We start from the raw sequence: 22961 nt of genomic DNA, 5'->3' as shown, positions 1-22961 counted from the left end.
ATGCCAATCACGTTCACCCACCCCCGCAACGGTGAGCGCGTCACTGCCAACCTGCAGCCGCAGGTTATCGTGATCTCACCGCGTTACGGCGAAAGCTATAGCTTCGATCGCGCCGGGCGGCTGCTCAGCCTGTTTGTCGACGGGCGCAGCATCCAGCGCACGCTCGATCACCGCTTTCTTATCCGCAACAAAGCCGGCGCAGTCCGCCGCCTGGAGCTATCGCCCGACGAACGGGACGCCCTCCTGAAGCGGCTGTTTGCCACCCTGCACGATTTGCGTGCAGTCCTGCCGGAATTGACGCTATCCCCCGCCGATCAGACCTGCCTGGCCGATGCACTGGACACCGTGCTGGCCATGCCGCCGGAAGCCCTGGAAGCCGACGCAGAAGCCTACCGCCGCCTGTTCCTGCCCGTGAGCATTCTGCCGCCGGATCAGTATCTGGCACTGGTGGTGCAGGCGACCATTGGCTGTTCGTGGAATCGCTGCACATTCTGCGGCCTGTACCGCGATCGGGGCTTCCGCGTCCGGGGTGCTGATGAGTTCCGCGCCCACTGCCGGGCAGTGCGAGACTTCTTTGGGGCCGGGTTGAGCCTGCGGCGGGGTGTCTTCCTGGCTGATGCCAACGCGCTGACCGTGCCCCAGCCGCGCCTGTTGACTCTGCTGGAAATTGTGCAGGAGGTCTTTGGGCAGCCCGGCCAGCCGCCACTCCCCGTGTTCTCTTTCATCAGCGCCTTTGACGCCCAGCACAAAACCGTCCAGGACTGGATGGCGCTGCGGGACCGCGGCCTGGCGCGGGTGTATATCGGCCTGGAAACCGGTTCCGACGAGCTATTACGGTTTGTCCGCAAGCCAGGCCGCGCTGCCGATGCCCTGGCCGCCGTGCATGACCTCAAAGCCGCCGGTCTGGCTGTCGGTGTGATTGCCATGGTTGGCCTGGGCGGGGATCGCTTCGCTGCTCAGCATGTGCAAGAGACGCTGGCTGTGATCGGGGCGATGCCGCTGGATGGGCGGGATGTCATCTACCTGTCAGTCTACTGCTCGGCCCCCGGCACCGAATACCCGACTCTGGCTGAACAGGCCGGCATCCGCCCGCTGACTCCGGAAGAGGAAGCAGCGCAGCAGCAGACTCTGCAGACCGCGCTGCGCCAGCGCTTTCCCCGGACCCGTGTCGCACCATACTACGTCGAAGGTTTTGCGCTGTAGGGTGGGCCTACTGAACATTGTGGCGGATAATCCGCACTTCTTTGAGAATCTCCTTGATAAGCGCCAGCACTTCGCGGTTATCGATCGTCACCCGGATGTCCTGCGGCGTCAGCAGAGGTGGGATCGCGTTGGCAGGAGCAACGGGCAGCGGCGCTGCGGCAACTAGCTCCACGCTGGCCTGATCCGGGCCTGTGTCTCCATGGAAACAGCGCAGCGCCCCCGCCACGCGATCATAGACTTCATCCACGTTGGGCAACCCGATCAGGCTTTCCTCTGCGCCCCGCTGGCCGCTCATGCCAGCCGTCTGCACCTTCAGTGTGCCCAGCCCAAATAGCCGGTCGAAAGGCCCGCGGGTAACCTCAAGATTGGTCACCGCCCGGTACGGCACATGCTTTACCGAACGGTTAATCACACCTACGTGCACAATGACTTCGTCTTCACGCGCCTCATAGACCAGGCTGCGGCAGTACAGCGGAATCAGCACACTCACGGGAATCACCCACGCGACATTCACCAGAATCGCGACGACCAGAGCCAGTCCCGCCGGGTCAGGCGCACCCTCATCCCTGGCAACCAGCCAGACGAACAGCGCCAGCCCGACCACGGCCAGAATACCCGCCAGAGCCGTGACAACGAACAGCTTGGTTTGCAGCCGGGGTGATGGCCTGAAAACCGCCGGTGTCATATCCTGCCCCCCTGTGGTGAACCCTCCATGATGTCTATTCCATCATCGCACACTATCGCGCCGTGCATACCCCCACTTTGCGGGCATTCCCTGCAAGTGAGGCCCGGCGGATACCGGGCCTCACGAAACTGCCACTACCGGAATCCCGGCCTGCCGGGCATTAGCCTGCCGGTGTGGGCGTCGCTTCCAGCGCCGGGATATCCTGTCCGGCTTCCTGCCCGGAATCACCGGCAGGCGCTTCTTCCTGAGTGATCAGCGGCGCAACGGCGATCTCGTCCCAGGGTGGGAAGCGCAGGATGCGCCCGGCCCCGGCGTCAGCCACAAACACCCGGCCCTGGGCGTCAATAGCGACGCCGCCGACCACATTGATCTGGGCTGCGTTCATCGGCGCTTCCTTGGACCCCGGCTGGCCGAAGCTCCCCAGCAGCGTGCCATTGAAATCATAGACGATCAGGCGCGCGGCATCCGGGTCGGTCACATACAGATGACCGCGCTGCACGTCCAGCGCCAGGTATGGTCGGTTGCCCTGGTCGCCATACCAGGCCGGAATCACCCAGCTTGTCAGATACTGACCCATCGTGTTGAAAACCTGGATACGTCGATTCCAGGTATCGGCGATGAAGATACGTCCGTCAGGGTGGATGGCCAGGCCGACCGGTTCATTGAGCTGCCCGGCAGCCGTGCCGCCGCTGCCGATATCGCGCAGCCACTGCCCCTCAGCGGTGTACACGCGGATACGCTTGTTGCCGGTATCTGCCACGTAAACCAGCCCCTCTTTGTCGACAGCGATCGCGCGCGGCCCCCAGAAGTCATCCGGATCGCGGGCGGCATCAAGCTGGCCGAGTTGCCCCCATGCCCGCAGGAACTGCCCATCTGGCGTAAAGACCTGAACGCGGTGATTCCACGTATCGGCTACGTAGACATTGCCATCCGGGCCGACCGCGACGCCCCATGGCTGGTTGAAGTTGCCGCCAGCCGCCGTGCCATATTCGCCCACTTCGTAGGTGCCCCAGCCGAACAGGTAATTGCCATCGGCGTCGAACGCCTGGATGCGGTGGTTCAGGCTGTCGGCGACATAGAGCGTACCATCCACCCCGATCGCCAGACCGCGCGGGTGGTTCAGCTGGCCTTCGGCGGATCCTTCTTGCCCCCAGACAATTGAGGCTGCGCGGGTAGTCCACAAATCAGCCAGCGACGTATCAAACTCGCTGACCACTTCCGCCCCCACGCCCAAGTCCCAGATCTGGGCGGCCACATCCTTGCGCACGTAGAAGTGCATGCGATCGGAGACCGGCCACTGCCCCAGCGAGAAGTTGCCGCCGGTCGCCTGGCCATAGGCGGTATAGTCGCGGTTCCACCAGATATCCCACAGCCCCCGGCGTAGCAACGCCGCATTGCTGTTAGCAGGGTTAAAGTCGAAAACATTGTCGATCCGGGCCGCCGTCAGGTTGAAGTAGTCCTGCATCGGCCACCACATCCGCACAAATTCCTGATGATAGTAGCGGTCGCCCAGCAGTGGCTCCACCTGCGCCCGCGACTCCGAGCCGATCACCACCGCCACCGCCTCGTCCAGTACCTGGACGCTGGGATTGCGGTCAAAGTAGACTGCGTTCGGGAATTCGCGGAAGTACCAGCTTCCCGGCCATGACATCTTATAGTCGTAGGCCACCCGCAGGTCCATACCGCCGGTGACCCGCTGGCTGATTTCTTTCAGGGTGTTGAAGATCGTGGTATGGGCCGGCCCGGAATGGGCGTAAACCAGATACTCAGTCGCCAGATCGTAGTTGATGAACGAGGCCATGAAGGCCGATCGCGCGGTGAGCAGCGCCAGCAGAAGCCCCCCGGCCAGGACACTCAGCCGCCACACCTGCCCCCAGCCAATGCGCCGCCAGATGCGGGCGATGACATAGGCTGCCCCGGCGGCTACCAGCACTGCCGCCAGCCAGGCCAGCGTACGGTCCAGCTCAAGCTTGCTCACCCCCTGGAAGGGGTAGCGGCCAAACAGAAACGCCCCGAACACCCGCGCCAGCGCCGCTACCAACAGCGGGATAAGCAGCAGCAACCGCCAGCCCAGAGCGCGGAACGATTCCCCGGAGATGCGGGCGATCACCCGCCCGCCAAACCAGCCGGCAAGCATGGCCAGCGGCACGGTCAGATGGGTGGTCAGCCAGGGCATCTTTTCCCCGGAGAGGGTGTAGGCGTAGATGTTGAATACCGCCCAGTAGCCAACAAACGCCAGGAAGGGTACCGTGGTGAGCCGCTCCATGGCCGGAATCTGGTCAACCAGCAAGGATGCGTCCCGCTTCCCGGCGACCACCGGAGCGCCGGGGTTATCCCGGCTTGCCACCGGGACGCCCTGCTCCGCCCCTTCCAACAACCCTTCGCGGGCGGCAGCCTCCTCTGCCGCCGCCATCAGCGCCTGCTCCAGATCGTCGGTTGCAGCGGCCTGTTCGATCATCCGGGCATGGCGAAAACGCCACCATTCGGTCAGGCCGAGTAAACCGGCTGCCACCGCGCCGATCAACGGCAAAAATTCATAGAAGGGTATCATCAGCAGGGTGTAGTAGTACTGCGGCTGGTTGCCGCGCCGCACACCCTGTTGTTCCAGCCAGTACCCCAGGCTCCCCACCATCCCGCTGGCCAGGCCCTGGCCGTTGGTGAACATGGTGGTGAAGAAGAACACAAAGATAGCCATAAACACGCCGGTCGCCGCCAGCCACACGCGCCAGTTCCAGGTCAATCCGACGGCTACCGCCACCGCCGCAAATGGCACCAGCGCCAGCGCCGCCCGCACGATCCCCTGGGGAGAGTAATCGGTAGGATGCGCGCCGGTCAGATAGATCACGAATGCCGTCAGCCAGGGCAGGATCAGCGTCCCCATGATGATCAGCACATCAAACACCGGAAAGCGGCGCATCTCCTCCCAGAACCCGAAGCGACGTCCGGCGATGGACAGCGCCACCACTGCCACGCCCACCACCCAGGCCAGCACAATCGGCGTCAGATTGATGTTGCCGGTGGCCGTGCTTTCCTGGGCGTTGGGATCAAGCGGTGTGGCCGTCACCGGTTCCTTGCGCGTAGCTTCTTCCACCACCAGGAAGAAGCCACAGGCGACTACCGCGATCAACATGATCAGGACGACTTCCCGCCAGGGGAAGGGATGGCTGTTGCGGCGCATCACCCACTGCGCCGTGCCGATCAGCGCCACGCCCAGCCCGCCGAAGATCAATAGTGTCCAGGCTGCCAGGCGCGCTGCCAGCACCGGGCCGGGGTTAAACTGGCAATCATTTCCTAGCCCGTCGCCGTTATCATCCAGTTGCAGCGGATTGGCGACATTGGTGCAGTTATCGCTGGCATTGGCCACGCCGTCGGCGTCCAGATCGCCCGGCGGGATGATCGACACCAGAGCAATCATCGCCAGCGCCGCGATAACGCCGATGATCATGCCTGTTGCGATCAGACCGAACAGGGTACGGCCATTGCGCGCCTGCTTCAGGTATTGCTGCGCCAGGCTTACGACCCAGTACAGCGTCAAGAAACTCCCAAATATCGCGATGTAAATGAAGGCAACTTCCTTGGAGGCCAGCATCAGGATCATGGCCGCGGCCAGCAGGATCAGCCAGCGGGGTTTGCGCCGGGTCTCCTCTGGCCCATCCAGATATTGGAAGGTGGCGTAGACCATGATCAGTGTGTAAAGAATGGCCGGCATATCTTCACGAATATAGCGGCTGTAGTACATCAGCAGCGGCGAGATCAGGAACAGCAGTGAAGTCAGCAAGGCCCCCACGCGCCCCAGCCAGCGCCGGAAGAGCACCGGCATCATTACCACCGCCACGCCGACTACAGCCGAATAGATACGCGCCGTGAAGTCATTGTCACCAAACAGCAGGTAGAAGAAGGCCGTCATGTGGAAGAGCAGCGGCCCATGCATCAGCGGCGTGTGCTGGAAGTAGCCGTTGCGGTACAGGTCCCAGGAGAACTTGGTGTGCAGGCTCTCGTCATGGCTCATCACCCGCACGCCAAGGTTGACGAAGCGGGTAGCGACCGCCAGCACAAATAGCACTGCATAGGCAATGACTTCCCAGTTCACGACATACGCGTACTTCAAAACACGATCCAGAGCGTGGGTGTTGCGATCAGCAGGTACGTTTTCCAAGGGTGCCATTCCTCACAACATCTCCAAGCAGGGAGCAAAAGCCACTCAATAGGGCAAGGCGTCGCCCACGACCGGGACCGGAGACGGATTGAAAGCTGGCGGCTCGGTCGGCAGGGGCTGGCGGGCGGCGATCGCCGTCGGCAACGCAATGACGAGGCCTGTCGGCGCATCAGTGCTGCTCTGGGTTGCCGTTGCCGCGATCATGTACGGGGCAGGTTGATCCGGCGCGGAAACCGCCGCGCGCGGCATCACCAGCGCCGGCAACAACACCAGCAACAGGCTGAGCAACAGGGCCACCCCCGCCCGTGGCACCCGGAAAGCTGCCATGCCCTGATGGTTACCAGCTTCGGCCAGGATGCCAGAAAGTACGCGGGCCAGTTGCTCGTTCCTGGGCGCGCCAAAGACGGGCATGCTGTCGCCCAGTTCGCGGGCCAGCTCCTGCTCACGGCGCAGCGCCGCATAGCATTCGTCACATTCGCGAACGTGGCGGCTCACCCGTTCCCGCAGGTGCGGCGCCAGCTCACCATGCAGGTAAGCAGTCAGCCATCGCGTGACGTGTCCGTTCATAGTACCCGCTTCCTTGCTTCACCGGCCCGCGCCCCTTGCTTACCACCAAGGCACGGGACGCGCCTTTTCTTCAGAAGCTCCACAACTCCTCAAGCAGCACTGCGCCGGATGGCCCCAGCGCCCGGCTGAGCGCCTCATGAGCCAGGCGTATCCGGCTCTCAGCCGTCTTGGGCGGGCAATCGAGCACCTCCGCCATCTCTCGAAAGGTCAGCCCCTGACCGTAGCGCAGAGCCACCGCTTCCCGCAGGCGCGGCGAGAGCGCCGCCAGCGCCCTGCCCAGCGCATCCCGCACCTGTGAGCGCGCCAGCGCCGCTTCCGGCGTCTCGCGGTGTGGGCCGGGCGGTTCCTGGCCCAGCGCCAGCAGGTTGCTCAGGTCAATAGTAGGCAGGAGCTTGCGGCGGCGCATATTGCGGCAGCGGCTGACCGTGATCGTATAGAGCCAGGTGCGGAACTCCCCTCGCGTCGGATCAAAGTGATCCAGGTTCCGGAAGGCGTAGATGAACGCCTCCTGCAGCACATCCTCGGCATCCTGGGCATCAAGCAGGATGCTGTAAGCCAGGCGGTACAACCCGGCGGCATAACGCTCATAAAGCGCCGCGTAGGCCGCCTGATCGCCTGCCTTACAGGCTGCTAACAACTCCTCCAGCGGAGCATCCGCCTGCATCGTCCCGTTCATAGTCCTAATACACGGCTCAACCGGCCGCTTCCTCACTACTGCCAATGGGGGCCGGAGGCAGCCCGTAGACATCCTCCCGCACCCAGACGATCACCCGCTCATCAACCCGTGCGGGAAGCTGAGCTTCTCCATACATCAGCCAGACCAGGATGTCTTCCGGGCGGAACTGGCTCATATCCCATACCCGCGTCACCACGAAATCCTGGCCCACATACCGCGCTCCCAGCGTCTCCGGACGGAAAGCCGCCGGAGCGACAATCACCGGGCGGGCCTCCCAGCGATCGATAGCGGGGGTGTAGGTTACAAAACGAAAATCGCGCAGTTGCCAGGCGACCGCGTCATCGTACGGCACCGAAGCGACGACAGGCACTTCATCCGGGCGGCCCGTCTGCCTCTCTGAGACCTCGATCAGCGTCTGGCGCAGCAGAGTCAACTCCGGGTCAACCGGCTGCACATGCCACAACTCGCGCGGATCGCCGGCATGGGTGACCGCCACCCGCCAGGCGCAGGACAGACCATACACAGCCAGGAACGCCGTCAACGCCAGCACCAACCCCCGCCGGGCGATCCGTGGCCCCCACAGACTCCCGCCCAGGAAGTACAGAATCATCAACAGCAGGGCGGACATGCCGGCCAGCATCAGCCGCAGTGGCGGAACCGATGCACTGGCCCCCGGCACGACCCCGCTCAGCGACCGCGCCACAAAAACCAGATTCGTCGAAGTCACAAACAGCAGCGCCAGCAGGCCGCCGGTCAACACGGCCAGCGCCCAGCGGGGAGCCTGCCAGTAAGACTCACGCGCCGGGGCCAGCGTCCGGGCTAACGAGCGCCCGCCCAGCGCCGCCAGCGGCACCACGATCCAAAGCCCGTAATCCGGGCCAGCCCCGGCATACAGCAGCGCAGCAGCCAATCCTGCGGCCAGCCAGCCGACCAGAAAGCGGTCTGTGAAATCGCCCTCCGCCAGCGTCCGGGCCACGCCCAGCGCACCCAGGAACCATAGCGCCGGTTCGTACAGCAACGTCACCAGTAGCGGAAAGGCAAACGGCTGGCTGGCTGGCCGGGTGAATAAGCCGCTGATTCCGCGCGCCAGCAATTCGCCCACCTGAGCCAGTCCGGCAGGATACAGGAAGCAAGCTGTCCCAACCAGGGCGACCGTTCCTCCGATCGCCAGCAGGGAATCGCGCCACGGCCACCTGGCCAGTGCTTCCCGCAGCCGCGGCCCGGGCTGATCAGCGGGCGCCTCGTCCATGCTGAGCCGCAACGCTATCCCCCACGCCGCCGCCAGGATCGCCAGCAGCACGAATCCCGCCGGATCGGCCAGCAGGGCGATAGCGGCAGCCAGCGTCGCCGCCAGGACGGCTTCCGCCGGGCGGCTACCTTCTACAAAGCGCCAGGTCAGCCACAGCGCAATCCCGGCCAGTAATAGCGACCATACCGCAGGGCTCATCGTCCGCGCGCCAACCAGCGCCGTCACCGAGATCAGCAGCAGCGCTGATGTCGCCAGGGCGGCGATGCGCCCCAGCGCTGGCCGGAAGAGCGCCGGCAGCAGCACCAGTGCCACGCCACCGAGCGCCGTCGCCAGCCGCGCTGTCAACTCTGACCCACCCAGCAGGCCCATCACAGCGCTGTTGGCCAGGAACGCCAGCGGACTGCTGGCCAGCGGAGCCGTACCAGATACCTGCGGAAACATGGCATGCCAGGCCGCCAGTGCTTCCCGGGCCTCGGCATGGCTCAGCGCAATCGTGCCCAGGCCGGCCAGGCGGGTCGCCAGCGCCAGAGCGCCGATCGCCAGGTACACGATCGCCTCCATGGTGACGGTCAGCCGTAGCGGCGCGTATTCCAGCAACGCAATAGCGGAATCAGTGCGTTCAGCGACATGGGTCATCGTGAGTCAACCTGCCCTTCATGCTCACCGCAAACCCGCAGGCTTCAACGCCCGGTCTGGAAAACCAGGCTATCCCCACTCTGGCAGACCAGGGTTAGGTTCGCAACAAACTTGTCCAGCCCGAACGAATCGAAGGCACGGCGTTCCGCCGAGCCAACGAAAACGTAATCAATCCCGTAACGATAGATCACTTCCTCGGCGGGCATCCAGGTAGGATCGTTGTATAGCCGCTGGACATCCTGGGCACGCGTACCAGCGACCTGGTCATACGTCGCCCCACGCCACTGCCGCTCATGGCCTTCCCAGGCCAGCACCGTCGGGATACCCGTCAGCGCGGAGACCCGCCCACCCTGCTCCGGGTGGTAAGCCGAGCCAACCGCTTCCACCAGAGTCACCGGCTCATCGCCAACCAGAGCCTCCAGGCAGCGCAGCGCAGCGTAATCGTCCGGGGTGGCCAGCATCGGCCCGCCATCTAGCGTCAGCGGCACTGCGCTGTTCAGCCGCCCGGTCTCAACAACTGTCCGCGTGTAGATTGCCAGCGCCGGGTAGAGCAACCCAGCAACGAGAATAACCGCCAGCAACCCGCCGAAAGCCGCCCGCGTCACCGTACCGGGCCGGATGTGCCACTCCACATCAATCAGGATCGTGTAGGCGGCATAGGCGCTGGCGATCGCCCACAGCAGCCAGACCTGATAGTAGAACTTGAACACGGTGTTGATCCGCACGCCGAAATTGTCGCGCAAATACAGGAAGTCCGGCAGCAGTGCCAGCACCGCCCCCGCGCCTACCAGCAGCAGGGCGAAGCCGGTCGGCACGGCGTAGGGCATTTCGTCTTCTGCAACCGATGGCCGCCCAAATAGCCGTGCCACCACCACCGCAATTACCGCCAGCAACAGCGCCGCCAGCGGCAACCCACCCAGCCGCCGGGTCAGAACATCGCCCAGCAGCGCTCCCAGACCGCCCGCTGCTTCCACCACCGAATAGACTACGCCGCGAATCTCCGGACGCAGCCAGGCCACCACGCCCAGCGCCACCAGGATCAGCACCAGCCCCAGCAACGCCGCAGCGATTACCGACCCGGCCAGCTGCCAGGCCATCTCCTCCTGCCCGCGCCAGGTCTCTACAGCCAGGAAGAACAACAGGATCAGCAGGAATGGCCCGAACATCAGGAAGAACTGGTGCAGGCGCGTGGGATGAACGACGTTTGGCAACACACCGCCAAGTTGGGAGCGAAAACCGATCAGGAACGGCAGGTAGAGCAGGATAGCCAGCCCGGCCACAATCGCGCCCAGCTTGAGCATAGCCAGCCAATCGGTGCGGGTCAGCCGCCCGTTGCGATTGTGAGCCAGGCGCCGCAGACCCTCCGCACCAACCAGCACGGCCATGGCAATTGGCCCGTCCCACGTATTCAGGAAAATCAGCGCCCCCAGGCATAGCCCGTACAGCGCCCACTCAAAGCGCGTTGGTGCGTCATGGCTCAGGGCGCGTCCCAGCGCGATCGCCAGCGCCAGCACGGCAAACGGCAGCGCCAGTACATGCGGATGCATATCCGCCAGGATGAAGCTGAAGGCCGGAAATTCGTCAATCGGCTGTACCGCGCTGGGCAGACCGTTGAGATCGTAGTCACGGATCACGCGGCTGGCCCGGAACCACCACCAGAACTCCCAGCCCTCCACCCCTGCCGCCGCGCTGACGCGGGGCACGTCGCGCTGCTCCTGATCCCAGAAGGCCAGGTATTCCGGCGAAGCCCAGCCCTGCTCATATGGCACTTCGACAAAGAGTGTATGCAAGTTGCCAAGCAGGACAACGAATACCAACCCCAGCAGGGCAAAAAGCATTGCCGTGGAGCGCGGCGTCGGCTGTACCGCGCCTTTGCGCCGGTGGCCCAGAAAGCGCGCCCGCAGCAGGTTGTAGACCAGCCCGAACGCCCCAATCCCGGTCAGAGCAAAGAGCAACGGCACCATCAGGTTGAAGGCTACCGCGCCAGAAACGCCGCTCAACTTACCCAGCGCAGCAGCCAACACATAACCAAAGTAGTAGTAGCTGATAGGATAACCACTCATCCAGGGATCGTTTGGCGGGAAGGTTGCGCTACGCTGGATGGCGCTGGTGAAGGCCACCTCCATCGGCTTCTCGGTGCCGGTCAGTGCAGGGTTCAGCGCCCGGAACGCCACCCAGCCGAAGAACAGCGCGGCAAAAAGGGCTTCCACCGCCAGCGCGTACTTCCAGTTGCGCCGGAACCACTCCACCATCGCCGCTCGCTCAAGGATCATCAGGCCCGCCGCCAGCACAATCAGCGCGGCCAGGGCGATGCTCCCGGCACTATTGCGCAAAAATCCCAGCGACGCCAGCAGCCAGAAGGCATAGCCGACAATCACCAGCCCGACTGAGCGGGCCAGCGTATATCCCCGATCGGGCAGGCCGCGTAACAGCCGGAAGGTCAGCGGCCATGCCGCGGCCCCGGCCACTGTCATCAGCAGCCACCAGGTAAAGACCAGCCCTCCTTCATGGCTTAGCCAGTCGATGATTGCCTGTATCATGCCGCTTCATGCCCCTGGTGCAAGTCCATCCCGCTCACAGCGCAGCATTCCGCCGCACGGCATACAACCGCGTGTCGCCCGCTTGATAAACCAGTTCCAGCAGCCCGGCTTGCGCCATCTGCTCGAATTTGTCCAGGCCTGCTGGCAGATAGTACGCCCGCTCCAGCTGGCCAACCACGATGTAAGAGACGTCAAACACCTGCAGCAATCGCCAGGCCAGAGCGATATCGGTCGTATCGTAGATCGTGTTAACCTGCTGGATGCGCTGGCCGACCAGCCGCGACAGCGGCTCCAGTGTACGCTGCTGGCGCTGGTGGAAATTGTACCCGATGATCGTCGGCAGGCCGGTATAGACCGAGATCCGCCCACCCCACAGATATTCGCGCTCGCTCTGCCCCTCCAGCACCACCGGCGTACCCTTGATATTAGCCTGCATCCAGCGAATCAGGTCGTAATCCTCCGCCAGGGAGAACCATGCGCCGTGCTCGCCCTGCGTGGCATAGGGCATGAAGGCCATGCCGTCCAGCGTGTGCGGCGCTTCTGGAGCCATGCGGTCGATGAACTTGGCCTGCGTCGCTAGCAGCGGGTACATGCCGGCGATGGTCAGCAGTACCAGCGCCACCCCGCGCCAGAGGCCTTGCCGTCCCGTCGGCCAGTCCGCACTGGCACGCAGCAACCAGGCCAGCGCCGCCCCGCCCACCACGCTCAGCAACAGCCACACCTGCATGTAGAACTTGAAGACGGTGTTCTGCCGCCCGATATCGCCAGCCCAGACCACCACGTCGACCACGAAAGTCAGCCCGACTGCCAGCACCACCAGCGCCCAGACCACACGCATCGGCCTGGCCTGCCCCGGTCGGAAGAACAGGATCGCCGCCCAGAGTGCCACCGGCAATGCGATCAGCGCGATCGTATAGCCCAGCAGCGCCGCAACGACGATGATCAAACCGGCCCAAGCCAGTGCGGCAAACACGATCAGGATCAGCCCTGGCCGCCCGGCCAGGTCCCGCACATGAATCGTCCGCAGCCAGCGCGCCGTATCCCAGATCAACAGCGAAACCACCAGGAACAGGAACAGGCCGTTCAGGTCAAGATAAGCCCACAGCGGCGTCCGGGGACCCTGCCACAGTTCCGGCACGGCGTCGGCGGTAGCGTACCAGTACGTGTAGGGGGCCAGGAACAGCGCACCCAGCGCCACAAACGCCCCCAGCCGCGCGGCCCAGCGGCCTACATCCGCCCAGGTTAGCGGCCAGTTGCGGACAGCCTGCCAGGCCAGGTACAGCGGCGCGCCGCCCACCATCCCCAGCGCCCGCCAGCCTCCCCCCGGCTCCGGGATAGCGACCGTCCCACGGGGATTGCTGTGCGCGGCACGCAGCGCCAGGTAGTGTGCAACGCTCAACATGAACAGCGACAACACCAGGTACGTTACCCAATCGGCGAAGTTGGTCGCCTGCAGGATGCCTACCGCCAGCGCGCCGAAAGCCAGTGCCAGCCCGCTTTCCAGCCGGGAACGCGCGCCTGCCTGCCCGGCCACCAGGACTTCATGGATCAGCCAGCCCATGACTAGCAGCGTCAGCGGCATGGCGATAGCATGTGCGTGGGGGTCGCCATAGAGAAACGTGAAGTACGGGATCTCCGTGATCGCGTTACCGGTATGAGCCATCACGCGCGTTGGATTCCAGTACCACCAGTGCGTGCTGAAATTGAGCGGCTGGCCGCTGAGCAGGTTGCCGACCCCACCCAGGATCGCGCCGAGTGGCGGCAGGAACTCCTCGCCGGTGACCGGGCGCCATCCACCCGTGCGCGCCAGTGCAGTGATGATTAGACGGATGTCGTCCAGGTTGCCCAGCATCACTGCCAGCAGCATGGCCGCGCCACCCGCCACCCACGGATTGCCCCACAGCGCGCCGGGCCGACCATCCTCAGTACACTTCCGCCAGCTCCCGACCAGGTTGAAAGCAACGGAGAACGCGGCCATCCCGGTCAGGGAAAATAGCGTCGCCAGAATCAGGTTAAAAGCCACTGAAGGGAAAAGGCCCAGCAGTTTGATCGGTACGCCCACCAGCACGAAACCGTAATAGTAGTAGTTGATGTATCCCCCGGAGAACCAGGGATTGATCGGCGGGAAGATCGTGCTACGCAGTACACCGTTGAGGTAGGCAAAATCCATCGGACGTTCGCCGCCGAAGTTGGGGTGCCACAGGTCCGGGTTGCCCAGCCGCACGCCCAGAAAAACCAGGAAGAGCAGCGCAGCCAGTCCCTCAAGGATCAACATTTGCCGCCAGTATGCCCGTACGTAGACAGCCAGCGCCCCCCGCCGCCGCCAGCCCAGCGCCGCGCTGGCGATCAGCACCAGCAGTAGCGCCAGCAGCAGCCCGCCCCGCGACCATGTAGGCAGGCGCAGGCTGGCGCCCAGCCAGGCCAGCCACGATACCAGTAGCAACCCGGCCACCTTCGCCAGGGGGAAAGCCCGATCCGGCAGCGCCGGAAGCAGCGCAAACAGCAGCGGCCAGGTCGCCCAGCCGATAATGACCAGCAGTCCCCACCACGCCACTACCGCCGCCAGCTGGCTGCGGTTAATCAGCGCGTTCGCATCGTACAGCTCCGACCATGTCCCGCTGGAATACTGAATCTCCCGCATGGTGTCGGTGAACATCAGCGCCGTGGGCGCGGCACTGGCCTGTTTGGCGTTCCACTGGATCACCCCGACCGGGCGGGTCGGGTCCAGCCAGGCGCTCTGGTCAGCAGACGAGGCCAGGGAGACTTCGTTGAGCACCCGCGCCACCAGCGCTGGATCGTAGTCATCCCTCTTGTGGAAAACGAACACGACCGGGTGATCGTAGACGTGAAAGGCCTCCTCCGCCTCAAATTCGTTCAGCCAGGCCGGTACATCATACGTGGGCAGCACCTGATCGGAGATGACCAGGTTGCCGAACGTGAACGTTGACTCGAACGTTCGGACCAGTTCAAAGCCCAGTTCTCCGCTGAAAAGTGCCCGGTAATAGCGCAGGCTCATCGGGAAGCGCATCGGCAAGCGCGAAAGCGAGTCGTAGAAGCGATTGCTGCTGATCGTCAGGTAGTCGGCGCCGTCCAGCACCTCCTGCATGGTCGCCCGCTTCTGCTCGTTATCTTCGGCGGCCATGTACAGTTCCAGACCCTGGTAGTAGCCCATGCCAAAGCCATCGATCCCGTTGCACTCCTGCAGGTTGACCAGCCCTGGCGGCAGGTCTTCCGACCAGGCCATCTGATCTGGCAGGGCGCACACCTTCCACGGGATCGGGTCATCCCAGGGGCCTTCCGTGGCGATGGCCGCCCCGGCCACAATGATCGGCGCCCCGCCCTCAGCCCGGCTGCGGAATTCGTAATGACGGCCAGCGACCAGCGTCACCGGGTTATCCAGGGGGATGTCATAGGCCTGCCCCAGCGGGGAATCGCCCTGGCTGAAGTCAGCGGTGATCCGGCCTTCCGCCACCACCTCATCGGCCAATGCATCGACAATGCCCACCCACAGCGTCTCTTCCCCGGAATCCCGATTGGGGTCGCCCAGGTGCTCGGCGTGAATGTGCGTCACCGTCCCGCTGAAACCGTCCGGGAGGATGAACCGCCCTGTCCGTGCATCGCCGTCCATGAAGTAGCGCGTCGCGTTAGCTACCAGCGCACTGGTGTGCGTCACACTGTCGTTGGGCAGGCCAACGTTGATCATCCGCGTCCGCCCATCTTCAGCCGTGATCGTGAAGGAGAAATCCGCCGGGATGTTCTGCAGGATCCAGTGTGAAGCCTGCACGCGGGTGAGCTGGCGGGTATAAATCCGGGTGAAACCAAAAGCCCACACCAGCGTGAAAACGGTCACCAGGCTCAATAGCGCCAGCGCCCCGCCCCGCGCCAGCAGGGTCGATCCATGCCGCACCCACGCCCATCGCACCAGCGTGATCAACGCCCACGCCGCGAACAGCGCCAACAGCGGATACAGCGGCATGTAGTAGCGCATGGTCATCACCCAGCCGCCACCCTGCCAGCCGTAATACACCACCACCCAGCAAAACGGTAGCAAGTGCCGCATCCACTGGCGACGTCCGCGCAGAATCTGCCAGCCGGCGGCGGCCCAGCCAACCCACGCGGTCAGACCCAGCGGCAACCCCATGCCCCACAGCACCATATTCTGCCAGGAGAACAGGTATGGAATCCGCGACGCCCACTGGTGATTCGGCGGGAAGTCGGCCTGACCGGAAACCTGGCGGTTGACCTCCTGCATCTGCCGCCACCAGTCCATGTTGGGCAGGATGCCGAAGATCGATGGCCCGGCAAAGGCATAGGGTTGCGCCAGCCGGAATACAACCACGCTGACCAGCGCGGCCAGCACCAGCCCCCCGCCCTCACGAACCAGCAGGTCCCGGCGCTCCGGCAGGGGATAGTCTGCCTCAAGAGCTGGCAGCACCCGCACCAGCGCGGCCAGCGCCGCAACAATTGCCAGCGGTGCAACATTGATCCGGCTGGCGACTGCCGCACCCAGCGCCAGACCGAACCCGGCGTAATTGCCCCAGCCGCCCTCGTCAAGGATACGAACACCCAGCCAGACCGCTACCGTCACCGCCAGGCCGGTGAAAGCGTCCATCGTCCAGAAGTGCGCCAGCTGAATCGGAAGCACAGCCCAGGCATACAGCGCTGCCGCCAGCAACCCGATCCAGCGGTCATACAGCCGCCGCCCGATCAGGAACACAAACAGGATAGTCAGCAGGTCCGCGACCGCCGAGACAGTCCGGCCCACCAGATGGGCGCCGTTATAACCAACCCACGAGTAATCGCCGGTAGCCTGGGCTACTATCCCTGTCGCCGCCTTGACAATAAACAGAGGCAACGTGCCGTAGACATAAAAGCCCGCCCCGCGATTGTTGGGATTCAGGCTGCTTTCCGCAGTATTGAAATACTCGCCGATGCCTGACACCGGCGCGATGCTGGTGACCACCTGGGTCAGGAAACGCTCGTCCGGGTGCAGATGGGTGAAGTCATCCCAGTTCTGCCCGATAAAGCGAAAATAAGCGCCCGACCCCATCACCAGCAGGAGCAGCAGGGCGATCAGAACGCCCTGCCGGTCAACGCGCCGGGTGGCTTTGCGCGGTTCAGCGGGTGGTTCAGGGGACAGAGACGATACCGTCGGGTATTCAGTCATAAGTCGCTCGTCAGCATCCAGTGATCATGCTCACTTACACAATGAGCAGCCTGATTCCTCAGCACGCCGGGGGAGTCACATGCTACTCAGCGGGATGGGCGGCCAGGAAATCGGCCAGCCATGCCTCACCCGGCGGTGGCGCAGTGAACGTGTAGAAATCCTTGGCTGGGTAATCCGTCATCTGCAGGATGCTGATCCCCTCCGGGAACCACTCCTGCAGGGTGGCCAGCGTCTCCGCGTCAGCAGCGTTGTAGAAGAACAGCACCGCCCGCTCAGGGTCGAAGGCATACGGTCCGCCGGCATTCTCCCGGATCTTCTGCGCCAGGTCGCCGATCGCCAGCAGCCCATTCGGCCAGTCGATCCGCCCGGCTTCGATGCCCATCGCCCGGTGGTCGAACCAGTACGGATACGCCACCATGAAGGCATTGCCGTAGCTACCGCTGCTCTCGGCGAAACCGCGCAGGATACGCCCCGTCAGTTTGTAAGGCTGGGCCGCAATGTCATACCGTTCGCGGTATTCGCCGAAATACAGGCTGCTGTTGGCGCTGAAGCTCACCGCCAGCAAGACGATCGCCAGGCCCAGGCTGAGTGTGCGCACCCAGGGCCTTTGCACCGCGCGCGGCAACAGCGCCAGGAGCGCCGCCATGCCATAGGCAACCAGCAAATAGGCCAACGGCAACGCCCCACTGGTGCGTGTCGCGCTCGGATTCTCCACCGGGAAGGCGATCGAAAGCGCCGACGGCAGCAGCATGATGAACAGCGCGGGCACGATCAGCCAGTCGACCACATCCCGCCGCCGGACCAGGCGCACGGTCCAGGCCGCTAGCCCAAGGATCAGGAATGTCCCGGCGACCGGGTCCATCGCCGGTTCGTTCGGCGCGCCGTTGATCCAGGCCACGTCGCCCTTCCAGTTGAACATCAGCAGAACATTACGGATGTTCTGACCAAGCACTGGCAGGTTGGCGTTGAACGCATTCAACCGGTCTTCCAGCGTAGCGTTGCGCTCCGTGATCACGCCGGTTTCCGGGTTCGTCTCCATGATCACGTCATCGCCAAACAGCCGCCCTGCCGTCCGCATCCAGAACAGATTCGGGTATTCGACCATGAAGCGGCCTAGCGGCACGAAGATCGCCATCGAGATGATTGCCAGCGCTGCCAGATTGCCGAGCATCCGGCGGCGATCCGCCCACCGCCGCAGCCGGAAAAACAGGGCCAACGCCACGCCGAGAACCACCACCACTGGCACCATCCGCACGGCCTGATAGCAGTACACCCCCACACCTAGCGCCACGCCCGCCTTCAGGAAATCCGCCCGGCGGTTGTAGCGCATTGCCCGCGCCAGAAAGATCAACACCAGCGCCATCACCAGCGGCGTTAGCACGATGCGCAGCGCCAGCCGGGAAAGCGCCACATGCCAGTAGCTGACCGCTACGAGGGACGCCAGCAACAGGCCGACCGTATTGCCCAGTTGCGGCTGTTCCTCCCCGATGATCTCCCGTCCCATCCACCACAGGATCGGCAGCGTGATCAACCCTTCCAGCGCCGAAACCCACTTGAGCGTCAGGAACTGCATCCCCAGGCCGCTGACCACGGAGAAAATCGCCACCAGGTACATCTGCAGCGGCTCGCGCCCGCCGTTGTTGGGGAAGAACACCTGATGCGTGCCATCCAGCACACGCTGGGCATCCAGCAGTTTTTCCACGTGGTCGCTGGTCATCTCCGGCGGGACGCTATCCAGCGCCGCCAGCCGGAAGTAGGCGCCCACCGCCAGGATGCCCAGCAGGGCCAGCGCCGTCCAGGAAAGCCGGATGCGCCATTCCAGCCGCAGCAATCCGCGCAGCCGATCCCCGGCGCGAGCCAGCCACCGCCGCGCCGAGAAGCCGTCCGGCGCCAGCGCCCCCAGCCAGACGGCGATGCTGGCCGCCCAGGCGATCACCCCTGGCAGAGTGAACGTATTGCCGCCGTTGAACAGGTAGGCCGCCAGGCTGAGCATCAGACCAGCCGCCGCCAGCGCCAGCCGCCCCGCCTGAGCGTCTGCCCAGGCTGCCAGCGACAAGCTCGCCCGTGCCGCTCCCGCTCCCGCAACTGAGATCGTCGCTGCAGCGCGCCTTTCACGACGACGCACCCACCAGCGAGCCAGTTCATACCGGTAAAGCGCGACTCCTGCCACCAGCCACAGGACAAACCCGGCCAGCAACCACGGCGCGCCCCGGTGCAGTTCGCGCGTCTCAGCGCGGCTGGTCCCCGAAGCCATGATCGCCGATCCCATCAGCCCCAGGATGACTCCCACCGCCATCAGCGCCAGCGGCAGCGCCCGTGTTGCCTCGAACAACGGGACGGAGGGCGTCGACCTGGGCGCAACAGCTTCTGCTGTCCTGGGCACGCCCGCTGCAGAGAGCGGGACCGGCACTTGCACCGGGACTTGCGGTGTGTTCAGCGCCTCCCAGAAGCGCCGCCAGGTCAGGCGCGGTGCGCGCCGGGCCGCCGCCAGCACATCCAGCAGCGTCAGATCGGCGAAATCGGAGGTGGCGCCGGGGACTTCAGGCGGCGTAGATGCCGCTTGCCCGGTGGTGATCTCTTCGGGCGGAATCGCACTCATGCCGGTTTGCGCCCCTTGATGCACAGATTGACCGTCGACCGGCCCTCCGGTTCGTTGGTGCGGTTCAGCCGATCGATGGCATTGAAGATCGCCAGACCCAGGTTGATCGGGTTGAGCAGGCTGCCGTTATTCCGCGCGAACGTGGTGCGGTCGGCAGCCAAAGCCAGTTGCTCCGGCAACAAACCGCTTTCCAGCAGTGGCTTGCCCAGCCCGTAGACGATATTGTGAATGAATGGAAAGCTGTAATGAGTGAAGGCGCGTTCAGCCTCCACCAGGAAGCCCGCTTTTTCCACTACCGCCCGTAGCCGGTCGCGCTCGTACAGGCGGACGTGGTTGGCCCAGATACCTGCCAGCAGCCCGTGTTGAATGTGCACGCCGAACAGTGTTTCCAGCGTCTTGTTGATCGGGTCCCACAGGAACGGGTAATTGGCATTGGGCACGGTGATCGCCACCACCCCGCCCGGTTTCAAGACGCGGTACACCTCGCGCAGACCGGCCAGGTCGTCAGTGACGTGTTCCAGAATCTCCGAGAGGATCACCGAATCGAACGTGTTATTGGCAAAGGGCAGGCGGTAGATGTCTCCCTGCGTGAGCAGGATGTCGTCCAGATGACCGACATTGCTGTGCGCCCGGCGGATAATCGCTCCTTCCAGTTCCAGCCCCACCAGCCGGGCCTTGCCAGCATAGCGGAGCATGTTCAGGTAGAAGCCACGTCCACAGGCGCAATCCAGGATGACATGAGCGTTCTGCGGATCAATCCACTCAAAGATCGTGCGCACCCGCCGCTTGAAGGCCATATCGGCCTCATTACGGGTCATCAGCGCCAGCGTCGCCTCGTCGACCATGTCCTAGCTCCTGACGGCATTGGCGCGGAAGTGCCGCTCGTAGCGATCCACGGTTTCGGTGAAACTGAACTTGCGCTCGATCTCCTGGCGCGGTTTGATGTATGCCGCCGGGTCGGCCAGTATCTCCAGCACAGCCCGCCCGATAGCGGCGGCATCTCCGGGCGGCACAATGCGCCCCATGCCTGTCTCCCGCACGACCACCCGCGCGCCGGGGATGTCGGTCATCACCACCGGTGTGCCGCACAGCATAGCTTCCACCTGCACCAGCCCAAAGCATTCTGTGCCGCTGGGCAGCACCAGAACATCGCAGGCGGCGTAGAAGTTAGCCATATCCTGCATGTTGTCGATCAGGCCCAGGAAGATGAGCTGGTCACGGTACTGCTGAACGAGCGCCTGCTGGCGCTGCCAGGTAGATTCATACGGGATATCGTATTCCCCGGCGAAGATCACCCGCGTGTCAGGATGCTTCTGGTTGATCGTGTCCAGCGCCCGGATGAGCAAATCTGGCCGTTTTTCCTCCACGAACCGTCCGGCATAGCCGATGATCGGCCCGCCGTTGGGATTCCACATGGCGCGCAAAGCAGCCACTTTTTCCGGCTGCGGTTCAGGAATTTGCACCGGCGGGTAGATGATCGACACCTTGTCGCGGAAGGGCATCAGATAGTAAGAAACATCGGCGTAGTCGTGACTGTAGCCGATCAGCCGCCCTGCCCGCCGGGCCATATAGCGATAGAGCCTGTACATCGTCCAGGTGATCACGGCGTTGAGCGGGCTGCGTGGCAAGATCAGGTCACCGTGATGGGTGGCCACGATCTTCTTGCCCAGCCGCTCGGCCAGGAAAGCGATCAACGCCGTCTCCAACAGGGGCACATTGACCCACACCACATCATGCTGTCGGATCAGGCCCCAGGCTGCCCAGGGGTAAGCCGGCATGATCATGCCCCGGCTCATCCGGATCGGCGCCCACAGGCGTACCACCCGCACCCCATTGACCACCGTCTCGTCGCGGGGCAAATCCATCCGGTAACGGGCGGTCAGCACGGTCACCTCATGCCCGCGCCGGACCAGCTCTTCGGCCACACGTTGCACGTGCAACGTCAGCCCGGTGCGATGCGGGACATAGTACAGCAGCGCAATCAGAATCTTCAACCGATCAGGATGTTTGCCCTCGTTCACCACGAATGCCACAATCCTTCGTTGTCCTGTCGACTACTCCACGATCCCCGGCGCAGACTTTGCTTCCGCGCCGTTCACCTGCCGCGCGCCATGCATCACCTGCCCCAGGCTGATCCCCTCCTGCAACAGCCCCAGTGTACCCATCACGACAAACACACCTGTGGTCATCACATGCAACACAATGGCAAAGGCCACCGCCGCGCCTTCTGGCTGATCATAGCCGGTCAGGCCCAGCGCCAGCACGACACCGGCTTCATACGGCCCTACCGCCCCAGGCGCGTAGGGTACCGAGACCGCCAGCGACGCCAGAGCAATAAACAACAGCGTGGCGATCCAGCTCGCCGCCGGGAAGAACGCGTACATCAGCACATAGCCCGCCGCCACCGAAAGCACCCACGAAACCAGTGACCAGACCACTGCCAGCACCAGTCCCCGCCAATCCGCCAGCGGTGCCAGCCCGTCCACAAAACGGTTCAGTACATCCTGCAAACGCCAGCGAGCCAGCCCTGGAATAGCCTGCTGAAATGATGACACCAGGCAAAAAGCCCATCCTGGCCGGTGGGCCAGCACAGCCAGCCCGATCAGTCCAGCCAGCGCCCCCAGACCCAGGATCAGCCCGGCGGAGGCCACGGCATCCGGAACATCCATCAGGGCCAGCACCAGCCCCAGCATCCCCGTCACCACCAGCAGATCGAGCAGACGCTCGACCAGAATCGTACTCAGGGTGGTAAAAGCGGGCACTGCCTGCGGAACGCGCGTCGCCAGAAAGATGCGCGCTAGCTCACCCAGCCGGAATGGCAGCGCCCCGTTGAACAGGTAGCTGATGTTGAGGATGTGAAAAGCATGTTCCAGCGGCAGCCGTCCGTGGAGCAACACCCGCCAGCGCATGGCGCGCGTCAGCAGCCCCACCCCCAGCAGGGCCACCGCCGGAAAGACATACCCGTAGCGGGCGCCGGAAAGCGCGCTCTGCACACGCCCCAGATCAACGCCAGAAAGCACCGCCCCGATCAGGGCGGCGCTGATGAACAAGCCAATTATGATGGTCGTGCGCTGGCGCATTGGACACCCAATCCCGACAAAACGACGCACCATTATAACACGCCGGCGCCATAGGTCGAAGGGAAAGCAAGCCAGTCGGCAGGGCGATTGCATCAAATATGTTCCAGTAACCGTTCAAGGAAGGTGATATCAAGGCCAGCCTTGAAGCGTTTGGTGCGGATACTTCCCTTGGAAGAGTCCTTTTTGATAATGTTGAGCGCCAGTTGTCGCAAGATCGCCATGTTGTGGGCGGCGTGCCCGAGGCGGACCCGGGCATCGTCCTCTCTGAAGATGACATCCAGGACCCAGTGAAGACTATTTTCAACCGCCCAGTGGAAGCGCGTGGCATCCAGGAGGGGTTCAGCCTCAGCGGGCAAGCTGCTGATGTAGTAGGCCGTGTTGAGCTCGGTCTTGTCTGGAAGTC

13 protein-coding genes are annotated in these 22961 nt (G+C 63.9%); 1 reads left to right on the top strand and 12 read right to left on the bottom strand.

Annotated elements, in window-relative coordinates; all coding sequences use genetic code 11:
• Complete coding sequence (locus HPY64_15210; protein NPV68491.1) at window positions 1-1203, top strand: radical SAM protein; 1203 nt, start codon at window positions 1-3, stop codon at window positions 1201-1203.
• 7 nt (window positions 1204-1210) lie between these two features.
• Here the strand turns inward: HPY64_15210 and HPY64_15205 are convergent, their stop codons facing one another.
• The 12 genes from HPY64_15205 to HPY64_15150 form a co-directional block, all read right to left on the bottom strand.
• Window positions 1211-1888, bottom strand: coding sequence for a PH domain-containing protein (locus HPY64_15205; protein NPV68490.1), 678 nt, complete (start codon window positions 1886-1888; stop codon window positions 1211-1213).
• 160 nt (window positions 1889-2048) lie between these two features.
• On the bottom strand, window positions 2049-6044 hold the full coding sequence (locus HPY64_15200; GenBank protein NPV68489.1) for a TIGR03663 family protein: 3996 nt from the start codon (window positions 6042-6044) through the stop codon (window positions 2049-2051).
• A gap of 45 nt (window positions 6045-6089) precedes the next feature.
• Window positions 6090-6611 (bottom strand): hypothetical protein, encoded by a 522-nt coding sequence (locus HPY64_15195; protein NPV68488.1) that lies wholly within the window; start codon window positions 6609-6611, stop codon window positions 6090-6092.
• A 70-nt stretch (window positions 6612-6681) separates the two neighbouring features.
• Window positions 6682-7287 carry a sigma-70 family RNA polymerase sigma factor gene (locus tag HPY64_15190; GenBank protein ID NPV68487.1) on the bottom strand — a complete coding sequence of 202 codons (606 nt, stop codon included), beginning with the start codon at window positions 7285-7287 and terminating at the stop codon, window positions 6682-6684.
• Window positions 7288-7303: 16 nt separating this feature from the next.
• Window positions 7304-9172 (bottom strand): hypothetical protein, encoded by a 1869-nt coding sequence (locus HPY64_15185; protein NPV68486.1) that lies wholly within the window; start codon window positions 9170-9172, stop codon window positions 7304-7306.
• Between the two features lie 44 nt (window positions 9173-9216).
• Entirely contained in the window at window positions 9217-11712 is a 2496-nt protein-coding gene (locus HPY64_15180; GenBank protein ID NPV68485.1) for a hypothetical protein, read from the bottom strand.
• A 34-nt stretch (window positions 11713-11746) separates the two neighbouring features.
• On the bottom strand, window positions 11747-16879 hold the full coding sequence (locus HPY64_15175; protein NPV68484.1) for a hypothetical protein: 5133 nt from the start codon (window positions 16877-16879) through the stop codon (window positions 11747-11749).
• Window positions 16880-16961: 82 nt separating this feature from the next.
• Window positions 16962-19478, bottom strand: coding sequence for a hypothetical protein (locus HPY64_15170; protein NPV68483.1), 2517 nt, complete (start codon window positions 19476-19478; stop codon window positions 16962-16964).
• Entirely contained in the window at window positions 19475-20323 is an 849-nt protein-coding gene (locus HPY64_15165; GenBank protein NPV68482.1) for a class I SAM-dependent methyltransferase, read from the bottom strand. The genes HPY64_15170 and HPY64_15165 overlap by 4 nt, the downstream gene beginning before the upstream one ends.
• Window positions 20324-20326: 3 nt before the next feature.
• Complete coding sequence (locus HPY64_15160; GenBank protein ID NPV68481.1) at window positions 20327-21511, bottom strand: glycosyltransferase family 4 protein; 1185 nt, start codon at window positions 21509-21511, stop codon at window positions 20327-20329.
• A gap of 21 nt (window positions 21512-21532) precedes the next feature.
• Window positions 21533-22558: a flippase-like domain-containing protein gene (locus HPY64_15155; protein NPV68480.1), complete on the bottom strand. Its 1026-nt coding sequence runs from the start codon at window positions 22556-22558 to the stop codon at window positions 21533-21535.
• 92 nt (window positions 22559-22650) lie between these two features.
• A partial coding sequence (locus HPY64_15150; GenBank protein ID NPV68479.1) for an ISAs1 family transposase occupies window positions 22651-22961 on the bottom strand: 311 nt, incomplete at its 5' end.

This window comes from Anaerolineae bacterium (genome assembly GCA_013178165.1).
GTDB lineage: Bacteria > Chloroflexota > Anaerolineae > Aggregatilineales > Ch27 > Ch27.
The sequence above is the reverse complement of the archived record's forward strand: the minus strand, read 5'-3'. Positions and strand labels throughout refer to the sequence as shown.